Origin of the sequence: Pedobacter rhodius (assembly GCF_027213645.1) — a bacterium.
In the GTDB taxonomy this organism is placed as follows: Bacteria; Bacteroidota; Bacteroidia; order Sphingobacteriales; family Sphingobacteriaceae; genus Pedobacter; species Pedobacter rhodius.
Window position 1 is genome coordinate 439,110 of sequence record NZ_JAPWGL010000003.1, and the last position, 17,268, is coordinate 456,377.

The window sequence follows — 17,268 nt, forward strand, 5'->3', positions numbered from 1 at the left end:
CTTAACCGGGCCGGGGGTATCAATTTAGACTACATAAATGCCGGGTTGATTTACAAATATCAGGCCTTAAAAAATTAACTTCATATTAATATATATACCTGATTTTCATTATATTTGAAACCCATTAAACACTCTAAACTAACTATCCTCATACGAATGAACTTTTTTAAGTCTTTGTTATTGCTTTTTTTATTGCTCTCTACAATAACAGGCTTTAGTCAAAAAAAAATTAAAGTAATCGTCTTAAACGAAAAGAACCTTCCCTTCGAAAGTGCAACCGTAGAACTTTTATCGGCAAAAAACTTATCATTTGTAAAAGCCGGGAGAACTGATAAAAAAGGCATTGTTATATTTAATCAACCTGCTCCGGGCAATTATATTTTCAATGCAAAAGCAGTTGGCTACGAAGCGCATAAAACGACTGTAGTTAAATCTCCTTTTGTAATTTCTACTTTATATATTAAAATATTACCAGGCAGTCAGGTGCTGAAAGAAGTCGTTATTGGCGGAACTAAACCGCCAATACAACACATACAGGGGAAAGTGGTACTAAATATAGATGCTATAATCACCAATTCAGGAACAACTGTTTTGGAATTACTCGAAAAATCACCTGGTGTAATGATTGATAAGGAAGGTAGTATAAGCTTACAGGGTAAATCGAATGTTTTGATTATGATAGATGAAAAACCAACATATTTATCAGGTAGCGATTTAACCAATCTTTTGTCGAGCATGAGTTCCTCACAGGTAAGCCAGATAGAACTGATGACCAATCCGTCTGCAAAATACGATGCAAGCGGCAATGGGGGTATCATTAATATTAAAACAAAAAAAAATACCCAGGAAGGTTTCAATGGTTCTGTTAACATCATTGGCGGTTGGAGCAGGGATTATAAAAACAACAATAGTTTATTGTTAAACTACAAAAAAGGGAAAGTTAATGCTTATGCGACAACGAGCTACAATGCAAATAATAACTTCACGGACATATATGCTGACCGCGATTATTTTAATCAGGATAATGCAACAACAGGTATTTTGGAACAAAAAACAGCAATATCTAATCTCACTAATTATTCCTTTTTAAAAACAGGAATAGATATATATGCTTCAAAAACAACAACAATAGGTTTTTCAATTAGTGGAATGGTGATTAAGAGAACTGGAAAAAGTGATGCCGTTGCCATGTGGAAAAAAGAAAGCGGTAGCATTGATTCTTCAATATCAACAATCAGCACCAGCCTGTTTAAATTTAACAACCGTGCAGCTAATCTGAATGTTAAGCAGAATATAGGCGAAAAGCAAGAATTGTCCGTGGATTTAGACGCGTTAAAATATAGCATAAACAATAACCAGGAGTTTATCAATAAACTTCAGGCAACTAATGGCTATACGCTTGGAACTGATGTAGATATTCCGTCAACAATAAAGATTTTTTCTGTGAAGGCCGATCATACTTTACATTTAAACCCAGGCAGTCAACTTGAATCTGGTTTCAAATCTTCAAGCATCAGTACGGATAACATAGCCGACTATGTGAATCTCAATGGATTATCACGTTCAGCTGATTTAAACAGAAGCAATCATTTCCAATATAGGGAAAATATAAGCGCACTTTATACAAGTTTTGAACACCAATCATCCAAAATAAACGCCCAAATAGGCCTCCGTTATGAACATACGAATTATGATGCGCGCCAACTTGGAAACAGTATAAAACCCGATTCTTCTTTTTCGAGAACTTATGGCAACTTATTTCCATCAGGTTATTTGAGTTATCAGGCAGATTCGCTCAATGCATTCACAATAACGGCAAGCAGGAGGATAGACCGTCCGGCGTATCAAAAGCTTAATCCTTTTATCTTTATTGTTAATAAATACACCTTACAAAGAGGAAACCCATATATTATTCCTCAGTATAGCTGGAATTTGGAGTTTAGCCATCGTTACGATCAATTAATTACCACTACACTTTCCTACAGCGTTGTAAAAAATTATTTTTCTCAGTTATTTTTATCGGAAGGTACAAACATATTAATTTATACAGACGGCAATGTTGGCGAAATGAGCAACCTGGGTTTATCCGTTTCCCTGCAATTTCCTGTAACAAAATGGTGGTCGTTTAACGGACAGGGAAACTACAACTATAAAAAACTCGATGGTTACCAAAACATAAATTATCAATCGTCAATAAATCAGTTTCAGATTAGCGCAAGCAACCAGTTCAATATAGCGAAAACAGTAATGGCCGAACTTTCGGGCTTTTACATAACGAAGGCAAGAAATGATTTACAGGAATTGTTATATCCAACGGGACAGGTCTCTGCCGGTGTATCAAAAACAATTTTAAAAGGAAAAGGCAGTCTTAAATTTAGTGCCAGAGACCTCTTTTTTACACAGGCAATGGAAGGCTTAACCGATTTCCCCCAGGCACAGGAATATTTCAAATTAACCCGCGATAGCAGGCTTTTTTTCCTCAGTTTCACATATAGATTTGGCAAACCGCTAAAAGCAATAAAAAGATCAAATGGCGGGGTAACAGATGAAATGAAAAGGGCTGGGTCTATAAACTAAATAGGTGTTAAACGGTAATTTAAAATCCATCAAATTTTACCATTAAGGCATCAAGAAGGTTAAGATTTAGATTGTTAAAGGTTAGTTACCCTGCCAGGTCGTGTAATTTCTTAATTACCTTAACTTCTTAATGGTAATTAAACTGCTGTGAATGAATTAAATCATCTCTTCTTAATTCAAAAAATCGGTCTCCTTAAAAAATCTTACCTTTGAGGCTTTTATAAATTATATGGCCCGAATTCTTGCCTTCGATTATGGCACTAAACGTATTGGCGTTGCCGTTACCGACCCGCTGCAGATTATCGCAACCGGACTGGATACCGTACATCCAAAAGACGCGATAGAATTCTTAAAAACATATCTGTTAAAAGAGGAAGTTGAAGCATTCGTTATCGGCGACCCTAAACAAATGGATGGTTCTGATTCTGACTCTAAACAACATGCAAAAGGTTTTTCCACCTTGTTAAAAAAAGCCTTTCCCGCCATTCCGCAGCATTGGGTTGACGAGCGTTTCACATCAAAAATGGCACAGCAGGCCATTATGCAAAGTGGATTAAAAAAATCTGCCAGGCAAAATAAGGAAAGAGTAGACACCATTGCTGCTACCATCATTTTACAATATTTTATGGAAACCAATCGTTTATAACCAAACAAAATGAGCCTGATAAACGACGATTTACAGAAATTACTAATCAATTATTGCGAACCGGAAAGTGAGCTGCTTCAAAGTATCGATCGCGAAACCAACCTTAAAGTTTTAATGCCCCGAATGCTTTCCGGACATTATCAGGGCAGGGTTTTGAGTATGTTAAGTAAAATGATTTCGCCAAAAAGAATTCTAGAAATAGGCACATTTACAGGCTATGCTACAATCTGCCTCGCAGAAGGCTTAACTTCAGATGGGTTAATTTATACTTTAGATATTAATGCAGAACTGGAAGATATGGTTCGTACGAACTTTAGCAAATCTGATTATAACGATAAAATACAATACATTTTAGGCGATGCAACTAAAACAATAGCCAACCTGAACGAAGTTTTCGATATTGTGTTTATTGATGCGGATAAGAAAAACAATGGCACTTATTATGATTTGATTTTCGATCGGGTTCGTCCGGGTGGGCTAATCATTGTCGACAATGTGCTCTGGAGTGGAAAAGTTCTTCAGGAAAAGCAAGATAAAGATACTAAAAACATAACAGGTTTTAATGATAAAATAGCTGTTGATGAGCGGGTTGAAAAATTAATTTTACCTGTTAGGGATGGTCTGTTTGTGATTAGAAAAAAATGAGTAATCTTCATCCGATAGTTATCGGATGATGGCAACACTAAAACCATGATAAAAATATTTACCTTATGCCTGCTGCTTTTATCGGTGGTTACCGCTAATGCTCAAAGTACCGAAGATTACATTACCGAACATTCGGCATTTGCACAGGAATTGATGCGCGATTATAAAATTCCGGCAAGTTTAATTTTAGCTGTGGCTATCCATGAATCTGCGTCCGGAAACAGCAAAATTGCGCAACATATGAATAACCATTTTGGTGTAAAGGGGCCAAATAATAATGAAGCTATCCGTTCCTCCTACCGTGATTATTTAAATACTGATGAATCTTACAGCCATTTTGTAGAACTAATGGAAACCCGTTCGCCTTTTAATAGTCTTTTCGCAAAATACGATCAATACGATTATAAAGGCTGGGCGAGAGGCATTCAGCGTTCCGGTTATGCACACAGCAGGAGTTGGGCAAATCAGGTTATTGCATTAATAAAGAAATATCAGCTCTATCAATACGATGAAAGGCCCGAAGGCTATAAAGAACCGGTTTATACAACTACTATATATCATAAAAAAAGGGCGCGAAGAAGCACAAATAGTTATACAATTAAATCTGGCGATAATTTGAGTGTTATTGCTAAAAAGAAGGGCACAACGGTTAAAGCCATTATGCAGAAAAACGGGATGAAAAAAGCCAGTCTTAAGCCAGGTCAAAAAATCAAATTGTAATGCCGGTACCTCAAATAAAAACTAAAATGAAAATAAATTACATCTATCTGGCGATAATCGTCGTGTTCTTAAGTTCTTGTTCTACACGTAAATATTCGAAAAACAATAAAAAAATAGAGAAAGCGGCGAACAAGGCAAACAATAACACGTACAAGAGTTATAATACCTTGAGCTACATCGATGAATTTAAAACTGTAGCCGTTGAAGAAATGAATGCCTACGGAATTCCGGCAAGTATTACCTTAGCACAGGGTATTTTAGAATCGGGTAGCGGAAACAGCGATTTGGCAAAATATGCAAATAATCATTTTGGTATAAAATGTACATCCGACTGGAAAGGGAAAAACTACTTCAGAGATGACGATCAAAAAAATGATTGTTTCAGGGTTTATAAAGATGCTAGAGAATCCTTCAAAGACCATTCAGAATTTTTAAAGCGTAAACGTTACAGTGCATTATTTCAACTGGATAAAAATGATTATAAAAGTTGGGCTCAGGGTTTAAAACAGGCCGGTTATGCAACCAATCCTAAATATCCGGACATGTTAATCAGCACAATTGAAAAATATCAGCTCTACCAATACGACCAGTCGGAGACGGAAAAACAAAAAATTGCTCGTGAAGACCGTGTGTTTACAGAAATTAACCAAAACATCCCACAAGAAAAAGCAAAATTTACACCTGTAGAAACGCCTCCGCCCGGGGCAAAACCAATTTTAGCAGATGGAACTTATACCGTTGTAAAAGGCGATACGCTTTATAATATTGCAAAGCGTTTCAACATCAGCATCGATGATTTAAAAATATTAAACAATATGACAACTGATGGCATTAAACTTGGACAGGTATTGAAGGTTAAATAATGTTAATCAAAATTATCGCAGCCTGGTAAGTTGTAGCTTTGTTATCCAATGAAATTTTTAATTGCTTTTATACTGTTCTTTAGCCTTTCGGCAATGCTATTTGCACAAACGAAACCTGTGCAGGGTGTTGTTATTGATAAAGAGACCAAGCAGCGGCTTGCAAAAGTTTATATTTATAATACCAGAAGCGGGGATGGGCTTTACAATACCACAAAAGGCGAATTCAGCACGTTTGCAATTCCGGGCGATACCTTAGTTGCGGCATTATCAGGTTATGGGGTAGACACTATCATTTTTAAAGGGCAGCCGGCAGCCTACTTTCAATTAAAATCTTTAGGTATTCGATTAAGGGATGTATTGATTCAGCAGAAAAAGCTCTCGCCACAGGCACAATACGAGAAAACGATAAAGGAATACCGCTATGCAACGGAAAAGGGAAGCTCTAAAGATTTACTGAACCTGGGAAGCGGCGGCGTAGGTTTGGGAATCGATGCAATTTATAACCTGTTAAGCAGACAAGGCAAAAATGCCCGCCATTTGCAAAAAATTCTGGAAAAAGATTACCGGGAAGATATGATCGACTATCGTTTTACACCAAATTTGGTTCGGCAAATCCTTGGCATTAAAGACCCGGAACTTACTGATTTTATGCAGCAATATCGTCCAACCTATCAGTTTGTGCTCGATGCAAATGATTATGCATTTAACCTTTTTATTAGAAATGCTTATAAAAGTTACCGGATAAATCCACAGGCCCTCCGATTGCCTGCGCTTCCCCAACTCAGCATAGAAAAATTTTGAAAGCACCCATCCTGATTTTAAAAAAACTGCCGGCGGCCGGAATGGCGATTTTCCCTTTTATATTATTGAAAAAGGAAAGCTACAAAGCAGATAAGGAAATTATAAACCATGAAAAAATACACCTCAGGCAGCAACTTGAACTTTTAATTTTACCATTTTATATCCTCTACCTGCTAAATTATTTATTTAACCTGGTAAAATATAAAAAACATGATCTGGCCTATCGGAAAATTATTTTTGAGCAGGAAGCCTATGATAACGAAAACAACTTAAACTACCTTGAAAAGCGCAATTGGTTTGCCTGGCTGAAAATAATTTAGGTAATTAAGGCGTTTATCTATCATTATGCAAATCGGTCATCTAAAGAAAAATCATTTTGCTAAACCTTTTTATCTCTGATTATTTTCTTTTTCTTTGTAAGCAATGAAGAATTTTTTAGCCTCCTTAATCATCATTTTAAGCCTCAGTTCAGCGAAATTATATGCTCAGGAGATTGACACGATTCCTATCAACACAAAAGACCTGAACATAAAACTTAAGCGCAACCCACTACCAAGCAGAACATTGCCTTTATTATTCGAGCCGGTTAAAATCCGTCCGGCAATTGTAAATGCCAAGGTAAATTACTGGAAAACAAAAACGGCTATTGGTATAAATATTAATCAGGCACAATTCAGTGATAACTGGAAAGGCGGTGGTGTAAACTCTATTGCGGTAGGCGGTTTATTAAACTGGAAGGCAGAATACAGCAAAAACAGTTATAGTTACGTAAGTGAGGTTATTCTTCAATACGGGAAAATCAAAAATAAAGACCAGTTACAAAAGAAAACCAACGACCGTATTTTCTGGGATAATAAAGCATCATTTCAATTATCAAAAAACTGGTATTTTTTTGGTTCCATAAACTTCGAATCCCAATTTGATAACGGTTATTCTTATTCAACTGTTAATGGTACCGAAACCGCTACATTAATTTCAAAATTTATGGGCCCGGGCTATTTAACCGAGTCCATTGGTTTTGAGTATAAACCAAATAAATATTTTTCTACCCGGATTGGTACCGGAACCGCAAGGCAGACTTTTGTTTTAGACACCACTTTGTACAGAACAAATGCTAAAAACTATGGCGTATCGCCAGGTAAACAATTTAGAAATGAATTAGCTTTTCAGATTGTATCGGCTTTTGATAAAGATATTTTTACAAATACAAATTTAAAAGCCCGCTATGCAATGTTTATTCCTTATGAAGATATTGCCCTTAAACGTGTAGACCATAGATTAGACGTTGCCTTAACTGCTAAAATAAACAGGTTTATGAATACCAGTTTAACAGGTGTTTTACTTTATGATACCGATACCGGTACCAATAAGGTTCAGGCAAGCCAGACACTGGCATTAGGATTTGCATTTGTTTTCCCGAGGTAGTTAAATATATCATCCCGTTTGCAATCAGGATACAAGGTAAAAACGATTTTATCGGTTGTAAACACATTAAAAATGTGCTGTCAACCGTCATCGTTATAAAAGAACAAAACAGCTTATTACGCTTTCTTTTTATGCTTTTTCTTTAAATCGAGGTAATCTACGTAATAAAGAACTTTAACAGAAAGGCTGTTATTCTGTGGGGATGCTAAAATCCCACTCAGGTTTCTGTTATATCTTTGCGTATAAAAAGTATCATAGGTTTCGGCGGCATCTTTGTAAGATAAAGAGAGTGTACTGCCTGGTGCAAACTGCCAGGTATAAATTAAATCGATATTGAAAACATTGTAGTTTCTATCTGTTCCGGTTAATGCCGGCCCCTGATAATCGGTTAAATTGCCATCCTGCTTAAGTAAATAAAAATCCTTGTTTCGTCTGTCGCTCCAATAATGGCGTAACACAACCGTTAAACCCATTAAATTTGTAAAAGTATATTTTGCATCGAATGAGTTTTCAACTGTTCTTCTGTCATATTTAGAAAAAATGGCCTGATTGCCCTGTGCGGTAACCCAATTTACATAATTATAATTCGGATTGAAGTTTAAGTCTAAACCGAAAGCAATTTTATCATTCAGCCTGAAGTTCTGAAAAAAGTAAAAGTTATAAGATTTCCCCTTAAAAAGTTGTTGTTCCCGATAACGAATGTTCCCGCCAAAATTATAGGCTTTCGCACGATTAGGATTGATGTAAAGACCAATTGTATAGTTTTCCGGCGCCTTGTACATCTGACCATTTCTGGCTTCATAAAAGTCGTTGGCTTTAGCATCATAATTTACATCCAGTTCAGCAGACCATAAGTTTTTGAACCGGACATAAGAACCTCCCTCAATTCCAAAACTTTGATAATCGCCAGGCATAGCCCTTCGCGAATAAGATGTGTTAAACCAGCTTTGCCATTCGTTATACCACTTGCTTGGTTTAAAAATATTGTATCCAAAACCTATACGCTGGTCTAAAAAGTTATTGTTGGTAAAAAAGCCCATATCTGATGGATCGAATTTATCATCAGCATATACCTGGTTATAACTCCAGGTGAAATTGCCGCTTTGCTTTCCAAAACGCAAGGTATAACTGTAACCGGTGCTTGTTTCTTCGCCACGCAAGTAACTCATTTTACCGCCGCCATTTACAAAGTATTTGTTCCCTTTATTATTTAAATTGAATAATAATGCACTAACATTGGCATCGTAAGCGCTGCCTTGCCTCAAAACGTTCGTATTTATAAATGTTGCCGAACTGTTGTTTTTCAGTGACTGATCGAAAACTAGAATATTGTAATTGGTAAGCGGCTGGGTTTCTACATTCCGAAGGTTGCCGTTTGCATCTTCCACTTCGGTTTGCATGCTGTTGGTTATCGCATTAAAAATCCCGATACCCAAACCTTTGGCTGTTCGCCCTGAAATTTTGGTGGCATTTAAAACTTTAGCTTCTTTTTGATCTTTAATTATTTTATCGCTGCTATTTATACCGCTGTAATTATAATAGGATGGGATAGAACCAATACGTTTAGAATAAAACAAATCTCCTTTATTAAAAAGCTCAGTTCCTTCAGTAAAGAACTGCCTGTTTTCGTTAAATTTGACTTCAAAAGGCGTCAGGTTTAAAATCCGGTTATCCGATTGTACCTGTCCAAAATCGGGTACCAGTGTCATGTCTAAAGTAAAACTATTATTTATCCCATACTTTACGTCCATACCGCCATTAAAACGCGATGTTGTATTTTTTACACCAGGAAGATTAACGGGATAATGATTTACATAAGCAGAAAGATATGGTGAAAAGGAAAGGCGAAGCGGCGGTTTAATATCTTTTAGACCTGTAAAAAGACCCTCCTGATTGATGAAACCGTTTACAGTTGGATTAACATAATTCCAGAAAGTTTGCACATTGGTCCGCTGTATTCTTCTGCTGAAATTTAAGCCCCAGTTTTGAATGTCTTTACTGGAAAAGCGCAACGCTGAATACGGAATTTTCATTTCGCAAGTCCAGCCTTGCTCATCAATTTTTACGGCGCTTTCCCAAACGGCATTCCAGTTCGGGTCTTCATCGCCCACCTGCGAATACTTGGCATCGAATTGTACTCCGGCAGCGGTTACAAAAAAACCATTACCATTCATTTTATCGTAAAACGGATCAACAATTATCGAGATGAAATCAGCATTACCAATATTATCACGAGATACCAGTTCGTGCGAAACGCTGTCTTTATCATCGTACATACGGGCATAAACGTAAATGGCCACATCATCGTAAAGCACTTTCATTTCCGTTCTTCTATCCTGTTTTTCTACTCTTCCCGGCACCGGCCTGATTTCGAAAAAATCGGTCGCCACCGGAACTTTTACCCAACAGGCATCGTCCAAAACCCCGTCAATTTTTGGTGTTTCAATAGTTCTTAAAGCAGGTAATTGTTTCTGTTTTGAAGGATCCTGTGCATAAGAGATCGAATAGGCGAACAATAAAAACAGGAGTAGGAAAATTCTCATAGGTTTGGTTTAGTCTACATAAGACTATTACATTGTAGAAATGTTGCATCTAAAACAAAAAATATCAACAATTAAACCTATAAGGTTTTGAAAACCTTATAGGTTTGAACTAAATTTGATACATTTGCCTTTTATTAAAAAACATTGGCTTTTCGCCTGCAGCGATTAGCTTTTTAGCGTAAAAAACATGTTTGACAATTTACAGGACAAGCTAGACAGGGCATTTAAAGTATTAAAAGGGCAGGGCAGCATTACGGAAATCAACGTGGCGGAAACCATGAAAGAGATTCGTAAAGCATTGTTAGATGCCGATGTTAACTATAAAACGGCCAAAGCATTTACTGATGATGTAAGGCAAAAAGCATTAGGACAAAACGTATTGACAGCGGTTTCTCCCGGCCAGTTGCTTACCAAAATCATGAACGATGAACTTGCTGCCTTAATGGGCGGTGAAGTTACCGAACTTGAAACCAAAGCAAATCCAACCATCATATTAATTGCAGGCTTAAACGGAGCAGGTAAAACAACTTTTGCCGGAAAACTGGCCTTGCATTTAAAAGGTAAAGGCAAAAAACCTTTACTGGTTGCCGGTGATATGTATCGCCCGGCTGCAGTAGATCAATTGGAGGTTTTAGGAACCTCAGTTGGGGTTTCAGTTTATGCAAACCGCGAATCTAAAGACCCGGTTGCAATCGCGCTGGAAGGTATTGCACATGGTAAACAAAATGGGAATAACGTCATTATCATTGATACTGCCGGTCGTTTAGCGATTGATGAATCGTTAATGAACGAAATTTCCGAGGTTAAAGCCAAAACGCAACCACACGAAATTTTATTCGTTGTCGATTCGATGACCGGTCAGGATGCGGTTAATACAGCCAAAGTATTTAACGACAGACTTGATTTTACAGGTGTTGTTTTAACAAAATTAGATGGTGATACCCGTGGTGGCGCAGCACTCTCGATTAAATCGGTTGTAAATAAGCCAATCAAATTCATCGGTACGGGTGAAAAAATGGAAGCACTGGACGTTTTCTATCCGGATCGTATGGCTTCTCGTATTTTGGGTATGGGTGATGTGGTTTCCCTGGTAGAACGTGCTCAAATGCAGTTCGACGAGAAAGAAGCCGCAGAGTTGCAGAAGAAAATTCGCAAAAACAAATTCGATTTCAATGATTTCTATAACCAGATTCAACAAATCAAGAAAATGGGTAATATGAAAGATTTAATGGGTATGATTCCTGGTGTTGGCAAAATGATGAAAAATGTAGATATCGAGGATGATGCATTTAAATCTATCGAAGCCATTATCCAATCAATGACGCCTTTCGAAAAAGAAAACCCCGACAGCATTCAGCAAAGCCGCCGCCTGCGCATTGCAAAAGGTTCTGGCCGCAAACTTGAAGAAGTTACCAAGCTGATAAAACAGTTTGAAGATATGCGTAAAATGATGAAGCAATTCTCAAATCCCGCAGCCGCAGCAGCAATGATGAAGGGTATGCCGAAAATGCCTTTTGGAAGGTAGCTCTGCGCTTAACGCAGAAACACTAAAAGCGAAAATATTATAAAGGCAAATCCCAATCAGAAATGGTTGGGATTTTTTTGTTAAATTATCATTTTAGCAAAAATTAGCCGCTACGCTGATAATCATTTCAATTGAAAAAAATAGATGTTAAATTGCCGCATCAAATCGTAATAATGAAATTAGGGTACAAAAAAATAGTTGTTAAGGTAGGGTCGAATGTAATTACGCGGACTAACGGGTTGCCGGATGAATCTCGAATTCAGCATTTGGTCAATCAACTGGCAGAGATTAAAAAACACGGTATCGAAGTGATTTTGGTTTCTTCTGGTGCGGTCGCGTCGGGCAGAAGTTTAATTAAAGTTTCTGACAAGCAAGATGCGGTTACCACACGACAATTATTGGCTGCCATTGGCCAGGTAAAATTAATTAATACCTATGCTAATTTCTTCGAACCGCATAAAATAAAATGTGCTCAGGTCTTGGTAACAAAAGAAGATTTTCGAGATAGGGCGCATTACCTGAACATGAAAAACTGTTTGCAGATTTTGTTGCAAAATGAGGTTATTCCAGTGGTTAATGAAAATGATGTCGTTTCCGTAACCGAATTAATGTTCACCGATAACGACGAACTGGCCGGATTAATCGCCTCTATGTTAAATGCTGATGCCTTAATTATTCTCTCTAACGTAAACGGAATTTATAATGGCGACCCGAAACTGGCTGCTTCGGAAGTGATAGAAGAAATCTCGGGTTCGGTTTCAAACCTGGCCTCATTTATTCAAACAGGTAAGTCGCAGTTTGGTCGTGGCGGAATGGTTACCAAATCGACCATGGCGCGGAAAGTAGCCAAACTTGGGATCAGCGTTCATATTGCAAATGGAACTATAGATAATGTGTTAACTTCATTGTTGAATAACGAAATCGTACACACTCATTTTATTCCGGAAAAGATTAAATCAGGTAAAAAGAAATGGATTGCCCATTCAGAAACCTCAGCAACGGGAATTGTTAAATTAAACGATGGTGCAAAAGGCGTTTTAACATCGGGCAAAGCAACAAGCTTACTACCTGTTGGAATTATCGAAATACTAGCTGATTTTTTAAAGGGTGATATCATTAAAATTATCGATGAAAATAACCAACTTATCGGCTTAGGTATCGCAGAATATGGTTCGGATAAAGCAAAGGAAAGAATCGGTCAGAAAAAACAAAAAGCGCTGGTACATTACGATTATTTTTACTCAGCGATTTAAATATTTTACCGCAAAGAACACAAAGGGTAGGCGCAAAGAAACGCAAAGCCAATAGTTTTATAAAGCGTTTAACTTTGCGTTTCTCTGCGAAAAACTTGGCGCACTTTGCGGTTAATTAAAACAAAATGAATTATAAACAACACTTCGAAAAGGCAAAACAGGCTACCCGCACCATGATTAGCTTAAGCAAAGAAAAAACCAATAAAGTTTTAGCAGATTTAGCTGAGGCCTTGGTTTTACATGCGCCAGAAATTTTAGCTGAAAACAAAAAAGATTTAGCCAAAATGCCCATCGATGACCCAAAATATGACAGGCTTAAATTAAGCGAACAACGTATTACTGACATTGCCAATGATGTTAAAAACGTCGTGAATTTAGCAAGTCCTTTAGGTGAAATTCTTTCTGATAAAATTTTAGAAAACAAACTTCAGATTCAGAAAGTTCGTGTTCCGCTTGGTGTTGTTGGTGTAATTTACGAGGCCCGGCCGAATGTTACGGCCGATGTATTTTCGCTCTGTTTTAAAACCGGAAACGTTGCTGTTTTAAAAGGCGGAAGTGATGCCGAATTTTCGAATTTAGCAATTGCAAAAGTAATCCGGGGTGTGCTTGCAAGGCACGAGATTAGCCCCGATATTTTGACTTTATTGCCAGCCGAAAGGACTGCAACGGAAGCTTTACTAAACGCCAGAGGTTTTGTTGATGTGCTAATTCCTCGCGGAAGTCAATCACTCATTAACCACGTTCGCGAAAACAGCAAAATCCCTGTAATTGAAACCGGAGCAGGAATTGTGCATACCTATTTTGATGAATCGGGTGATTTGGAAAAAGGAAAAGCCATAATTTTTAATGCAAAAACCAGAAGAGTAAGTGTTTGTAATTCCCTCGACTGTGTGTTAATTAATCAGAACAGATTAGCCGATTTGCCAGAACTTCTATCGCCATTGGCCGATGGAAAAGTTGAGCTTTTTGCCGATGAAAAAAGTTACAGAATTTTAAAATCTTCTTACCCTGTCGAGCTATTAAACCATGCAACTGAAGTGCATTTCGGAACGGAATTTTTATCATTAAAACTGGCAGTTAAAATTGTTGATGATTTTAATGCAGCTTTAAATCATATCTCAGACTACAGTTCCAAACACAGTGAAGCCATTATTTCAGAGGACGCTGAAAACATCAACAGATTTTTAAATGAAGTAGATGCTGCTGCGGTTTATGCAAATGCTTCAACTGGATTTACAGATGGTGCACAGTTTGGTCTGGGTGCGGAAATTGGCATCAGCACTCAAAAACTTCACGCCCGTGGGCCAATGGGACTGGAAGAATTAACGAGTTATAAATGGGTAGTACGGGGTGAGGGGCAGGTGAGAAGGTAAAAGCTCCACTCAACCCTCCGCGAGGGGATTGTCTAACAAAAATGCTTTATACGGTTGCTTATATAACGTTAAAAGCATAAATTAGACTACAGCTTAACTTTTTATGCAATTACCTTCGGCAAGTTTTCTAGGTTATAATGGGTTTTCGAAACAAATAAACGGTTGTTCCATATTGCTCACAAGCTATGAAGCAATTTCAGAATTTGAAGAATGGCACTCCCATCAGAACAGCAGTATAAGCTTATTGTTAAGTGGCGCGTACAATGAGGAATTTGGAGGCAAAGTGAAATATCGTATTCCGGGAGACATCAAATTTATTCCGGAGGGCCAGATACATCGATGCACCAATTATGCAACAGGGACACTTACTATCAACCTCGACCTTGGACCTTTTTTTGCTGGTCAGACTGCATCTACATCGGAATGTATAGAAAAAATGATTGCCCAACAAGAACCTCAAAGTAAGTTTATACTACTTAAGCTTTTTAAGGAAATCCAAGATAAAGACAGTTATGTAGAAGCATCAGCACAGTTGCTATTATATGAACTCTTATGTCCGCCAGACAATAGAAAAGCACCGCCCTCTGATAAGAAAAAAAAACCAAAATGGGTAGCTGCGATAAGGGAACAACTGAATGATGGGTGGGATGACAAACCTGATCTTGGACAATTAACCCGTATAGCTGGCATCCATCCGGTAAGCCTATCAAGGTACTTTCCGCAATATTTTGGCATGACGTTAAGTGCATATATGAGGCAACTCAAAGTAGACCGGTCTCTTACATTAATCAGGTCATCACAACTATCACTTACAGGCATTGCTTATAAGTGTGGATTTGCCGATCAGGCTCATTTTACCCGAGTTTTCAAACAAACAACCGGTTTTCTACCTAAAGATTTCAAAAAAATATAGTTAATGGTTAATTACATTCAATTTTTGATGAGACAATCAAAGGTATCTTTACTTTATGCAAATTATCCGAAATTTAATATTGTCGAACACTGTTGTATTATTGACCTCTTTTTTTATCTCGATACGAGCCCAGTCCTTTGATCCGTTCAGTGGCCAATCTACAAAATTCCATGTCAATCTTTCACGCTATTTTAAAAGTGAAAATATTGAGGCCAATAAGCGTAATATTCTTTTCAGTGAAGTGGACCGTTTTATTAATGATAGCTTATGGACTACCTCGAATCTGTATAAAAAACTTAAAGATTACGATCGCTTGTTGATAAGCCTTAAAAAGCATTATGAGTATTACAGGCTTTTAAATTATCGAGACAACCGAGACACCATCTCCAGATATATTCGGAATCAGGTTGAAGAGAAGCTTGACAAGTTAGACGGATACTTGACGCAAAGTCTTAGTAAAGATGAAATCAAGACAATATTTACAGCATCCTATCAGCCCAAATCTCTAGCAACCTACAAATATTTTGTAGATCAACGTAACAAATCTACAGACTTTCAACTTTCCCTACCCGAACAGATACGGCTCCAAAAAATAGGAAAGCGGGCTGTAGAGAGCCTCACTGAAAAATACGATAGACTAATGGACGAAATTGATGCTCCAGATATTATCTTAGCAGACGGTGTAAAACTTAATCCTATCCGAAATCGTAATGTGTTGCTTCAAAGCAAAGATCACGAAGTACGGAAAGCAACTTCACTCGCTTACCATTCGGCATACAATGTCCATGGGGAAATGATGGCTACAACATTAATCGATATTGCCAAGCAGAATGACTTATTATCTAAGCTTCAAGGCTTTAAAAATGCTCCACAACGCAATTACAAGATACATCTCCAGCTACCTGAAGATAGTGTTAGATCATTGCTACTGGAAATGCCCTTACATGCTGATGTATTTAAAGCTTATCAAAAACTATTGGCAGAATATAACCAAAGAGGCACAGACCTGGAAAAGGTAAACAGCTACGACCTATTAATTGCCGATAAATACGCTTACAAACCCCTACCTTTTACAGAAGTCAAAAAACTAATTCTGGACGCCATGTCTCCCCTGGGCAGTACTTATATCAAGAAATTTTCATGGCTTCTAACCCCTGAAAACGGTGCAATGGAAATTGCCGGGGGCACTGGAAGCCGTGTAAATGAATATACTTCCATCGGCTATGCAGGAGTACCTGTTAGCCTTTATATGAGAACCTATAATGGCACTTTAAGTAGCTTGTTAACGCTTTCACACGAAGGTGGACACGCCGTGCATCAGCTACTGATGAATCAACAGCTTAGAATACCATCATATGCATCTGGGCCAAGTTTTCTTTTCGAAGCGTTTGCAATGCTCAACGAATTGCTAGTGCTGGACAAATTGGAGGAACATGTTAAAGATATTAAAGGTAAAGCCTACTATACTAAACAATTCTTGAACTTGCTTTCACTTGAAGTATTTAGTTCTGCTGAAGAAGGGTTGTTTGAGCAAAAGCTATATGACCATCTGGCTAATGGACGAAGTCTAACCCGGGAAAATATAGATAGTCTATATGCAAATGTTATGGGGCATTACGATCTATTTTTCCCAAAAGAGCCAGAACGCAGAAGCGAATGGATTAATAAAAGGCTTTTTTTTGACGATTCCCTTTATTCTGTTAACTATCTATATGCGGTTTTAGTAGCCGGCAAACTTTATGACCATTTGCATGAGCACCCTAAAAAGTTTGAAGCCCGATATTTAGCACTTCTGAAAAATGGTTTTAATGCCCCGGCAACAGAATTATTTGAAAGGTTCATGGGCTTCAAATTAGATACTAAAATTTTGCTTAAAAGCACTTTAAAGCTGATTCGGAATAAAACAGAAACACTTCGCGAACTCTATAAACAGAATGAACCCTAATCATCTCTATAAAAATGCTTAGAATAAACGCTATTAGAA

General features: G+C 37.6%; 14 protein-coding genes. 13 read left to right on the forward strand and 1 reads right to left on the reverse strand.

Going from position 1 to position 17,268, the window contains the following annotated elements:
* The first annotated feature begins 156 nt into the window (after positions 1–156).
* The 8 genes from O0931_RS11990 to O0931_RS12025 all read left to right on the forward strand — a co-directional run bounded on the left by O0931_RS11990 (position 157) and on the right by O0931_RS12025 (position 7,677).
* Entirely contained in the window at positions 157–2,577 is a 2,421-nt protein-coding gene (locus O0931_RS11990) for an outer membrane beta-barrel protein (protein ID WP_269415822.1), read from the forward strand.
* A 229-nt stretch (positions 2,578–2,806) separates the two neighbouring features.
* Complete coding sequence (gene ruvX / locus O0931_RS11995) at positions 2,807–3,223, forward strand: Holliday junction resolvase RuvX (RefSeq protein ID WP_269415823.1); 417 nt, start codon at positions 2,807–2,809, stop codon at positions 3,221–3,223.
* 9 nt (positions 3,224–3,232) lie between these two features.
* Positions 3,233–3,868 carry an O-methyltransferase gene (locus O0931_RS12000; protein ID WP_269415824.1) on the forward strand — a complete coding sequence of 212 codons (636 nt, stop codon included), beginning with the start codon at positions 3,233–3,235 and terminating at the stop codon, positions 3,866–3,868.
* 45 nt (positions 3,869–3,913) lie between these two features.
* The gene (locus tag O0931_RS12005; RefSeq protein ID WP_269415825.1) at positions 3,914–4,588 is read left to right on the forward strand and encodes a glucosaminidase domain and LysM peptidoglycan-binding domain-containing protein; all 675 of its coding nucleotides are present in this window, start codon (positions 3,914–3,916) and stop codon (positions 4,586–4,588) included.
* A gap of 26 nt (positions 4,589–4,614) precedes the next feature.
* Positions 4,615–5,451 carry a glucosaminidase domain-containing protein gene (locus O0931_RS12010; RefSeq protein WP_269415826.1) on the forward strand — a complete coding sequence of 279 codons (837 nt, stop codon included), beginning with the start codon at positions 4,615–4,617 and terminating at the stop codon, positions 5,449–5,451.
* Positions 5,452–5,499: 48 nt separating this feature from the next.
* The gene (locus O0931_RS12015) at positions 5,500–6,252 is read left to right on the forward strand and encodes a hypothetical protein (protein WP_269415827.1); all 753 of its coding nucleotides are present in this window, start codon (positions 5,500–5,502) and stop codon (positions 6,250–6,252) included.
* Positions 6,249–6,572 carry a hypothetical protein gene (locus O0931_RS12020; RefSeq protein WP_269415828.1) on the forward strand — a complete coding sequence of 108 codons (324 nt, stop codon included), beginning with the start codon at positions 6,249–6,251 and terminating at the stop codon, positions 6,570–6,572. Before O0931_RS12015 ends, O0931_RS12020 begins: the two co-directional genes overlap by 4 nt.
* Positions 6,573–6,675: 103 nt before the next feature.
* On the forward strand, positions 6,676–7,677 hold the full coding sequence (locus O0931_RS12025) for a DUF3078 domain-containing protein (RefSeq protein ID WP_269415829.1): 1,002 nt from the start codon (positions 6,676–6,678) through the stop codon (positions 7,675–7,677).
* A gap of 116 nt (positions 7,678–7,793) precedes the next feature.
* Here the strand turns inward: O0931_RS12025 and O0931_RS12030 are convergent, their stop codons facing one another.
* A complete protein-coding gene (locus tag O0931_RS12030; protein WP_269415830.1) occupies positions 7,794–10,220 on the reverse strand; it encodes a DUF5916 domain-containing protein in 2,427 nt (808 codons plus the stop codon).
* A 187-nt stretch (positions 10,221–10,407) separates the two neighbouring features.
* On the opposite strand from O0931_RS12030, the gene ffh reads away from it, so the two are divergent.
* From ffh to O0931_RS12055, 5 genes are all read left to right on the forward strand, one after another.
* Positions 10,408–11,745 (forward strand): signal recognition particle protein, encoded by a 1,338-nt coding sequence (gene ffh, locus O0931_RS12035; RefSeq protein WP_269415831.1) that lies wholly within the window; start codon positions 10,408–10,410, stop codon positions 11,743–11,745.
* A gap of 173 nt (positions 11,746–11,918) precedes the next feature.
* Positions 11,919–12,998: a glutamate 5-kinase gene (gene proB / locus O0931_RS12040; protein WP_269415832.1), complete on the forward strand. Its 1,080-nt coding sequence runs from the start codon at positions 11,919–11,921 to the stop codon at positions 12,996–12,998.
* Between the two features lie 125 nt (positions 12,999–13,123).
* Positions 13,124–14,371: a glutamate-5-semialdehyde dehydrogenase gene (locus tag O0931_RS12045; RefSeq protein ID WP_269415833.1), complete on the forward strand. Its 1,248-nt coding sequence runs from the start codon at positions 13,124–13,126 to the stop codon at positions 14,369–14,371.
* A gap of 103 nt (positions 14,372–14,474) precedes the next feature.
* Complete coding sequence (locus O0931_RS12050) at positions 14,475–15,284, forward strand: AraC family transcriptional regulator (RefSeq protein WP_269415834.1); 810 nt, start codon at positions 14,475–14,477, stop codon at positions 15,282–15,284.
* A 55-nt stretch (positions 15,285–15,339) separates the two neighbouring features.
* Positions 15,340–17,229 (forward strand): M3 family metallopeptidase, encoded by a 1,890-nt coding sequence (locus O0931_RS12055; protein WP_269415835.1) that lies wholly within the window; start codon positions 15,340–15,342, stop codon positions 17,227–17,229.
* The last annotated feature ends 39 nt before the right edge of the window (positions 17,230–17,268 follow it).

Coding starts and splice junctions, on each gene's coding strand:
- O0931_RS11990 (WP_269415822.1), top strand. CDS start 157: ATGAACTTTTTTAAGTCTTTGTTATTGCTTTTTTTATTGCTCTCTACA.
- ruvX (WP_269415823.1), top strand. CDS start 2,807: ATGGCCCGAATTCTTGCCTTCGATTATGGCACTAAACGTATTGGCGTT.
- O0931_RS12000 (WP_269415824.1), top strand. CDS start 3,233: ATGAGCCTGATAAACGACGATTTACAGAAATTACTAATCAATTATTGC.
- O0931_RS12005 (WP_269415825.1), top strand. CDS start 3,914: ATGATAAAAATATTTACCTTATGCCTGCTGCTTTTATCGGTGGTTACC.
- O0931_RS12010 (WP_269415826.1), top strand. CDS start 4,615: ATGAAAATAAATTACATCTATCTGGCGATAATCGTCGTGTTCTTAAGT.
- O0931_RS12015 (WP_269415827.1), top strand. CDS start 5,500: ATGAAATTTTTAATTGCTTTTATACTGTTCTTTAGCCTTTCGGCAATG.
- O0931_RS12025 (WP_269415829.1), top strand. CDS start 6,676: ATGAAGAATTTTTTAGCCTCCTTAATCATCATTTTAAGCCTCAGTTCA.
- O0931_RS12030 (WP_269415830.1), bottom strand. CDS start 10,220: ATGAGAATTTTCCTACTCCTGTTTTTATTGTTCGCCTATTCGATCTCT.
- ffh (WP_269415831.1), top strand. CDS start 10,408: ATGTTTGACAATTTACAGGACAAGCTAGACAGGGCATTTAAAGTATTA.
- proB (WP_269415832.1), top strand. CDS start 11,919: ATGAAATTAGGGTACAAAAAAATAGTTGTTAAGGTAGGGTCGAATGTA.
- O0931_RS12045 (WP_269415833.1), top strand. CDS start 13,124: ATGAATTATAAACAACACTTCGAAAAGGCAAAACAGGCTACCCGCACC.
- O0931_RS12050 (WP_269415834.1), top strand. CDS start 14,475: ATGCAATTACCTTCGGCAAGTTTTCTAGGTTATAATGGGTTTTCGAAA.
- O0931_RS12055 (WP_269415835.1), top strand. CDS start 15,340: ATGCAAATTATCCGAAATTTAATATTGTCGAACACTGTTGTATTATTG.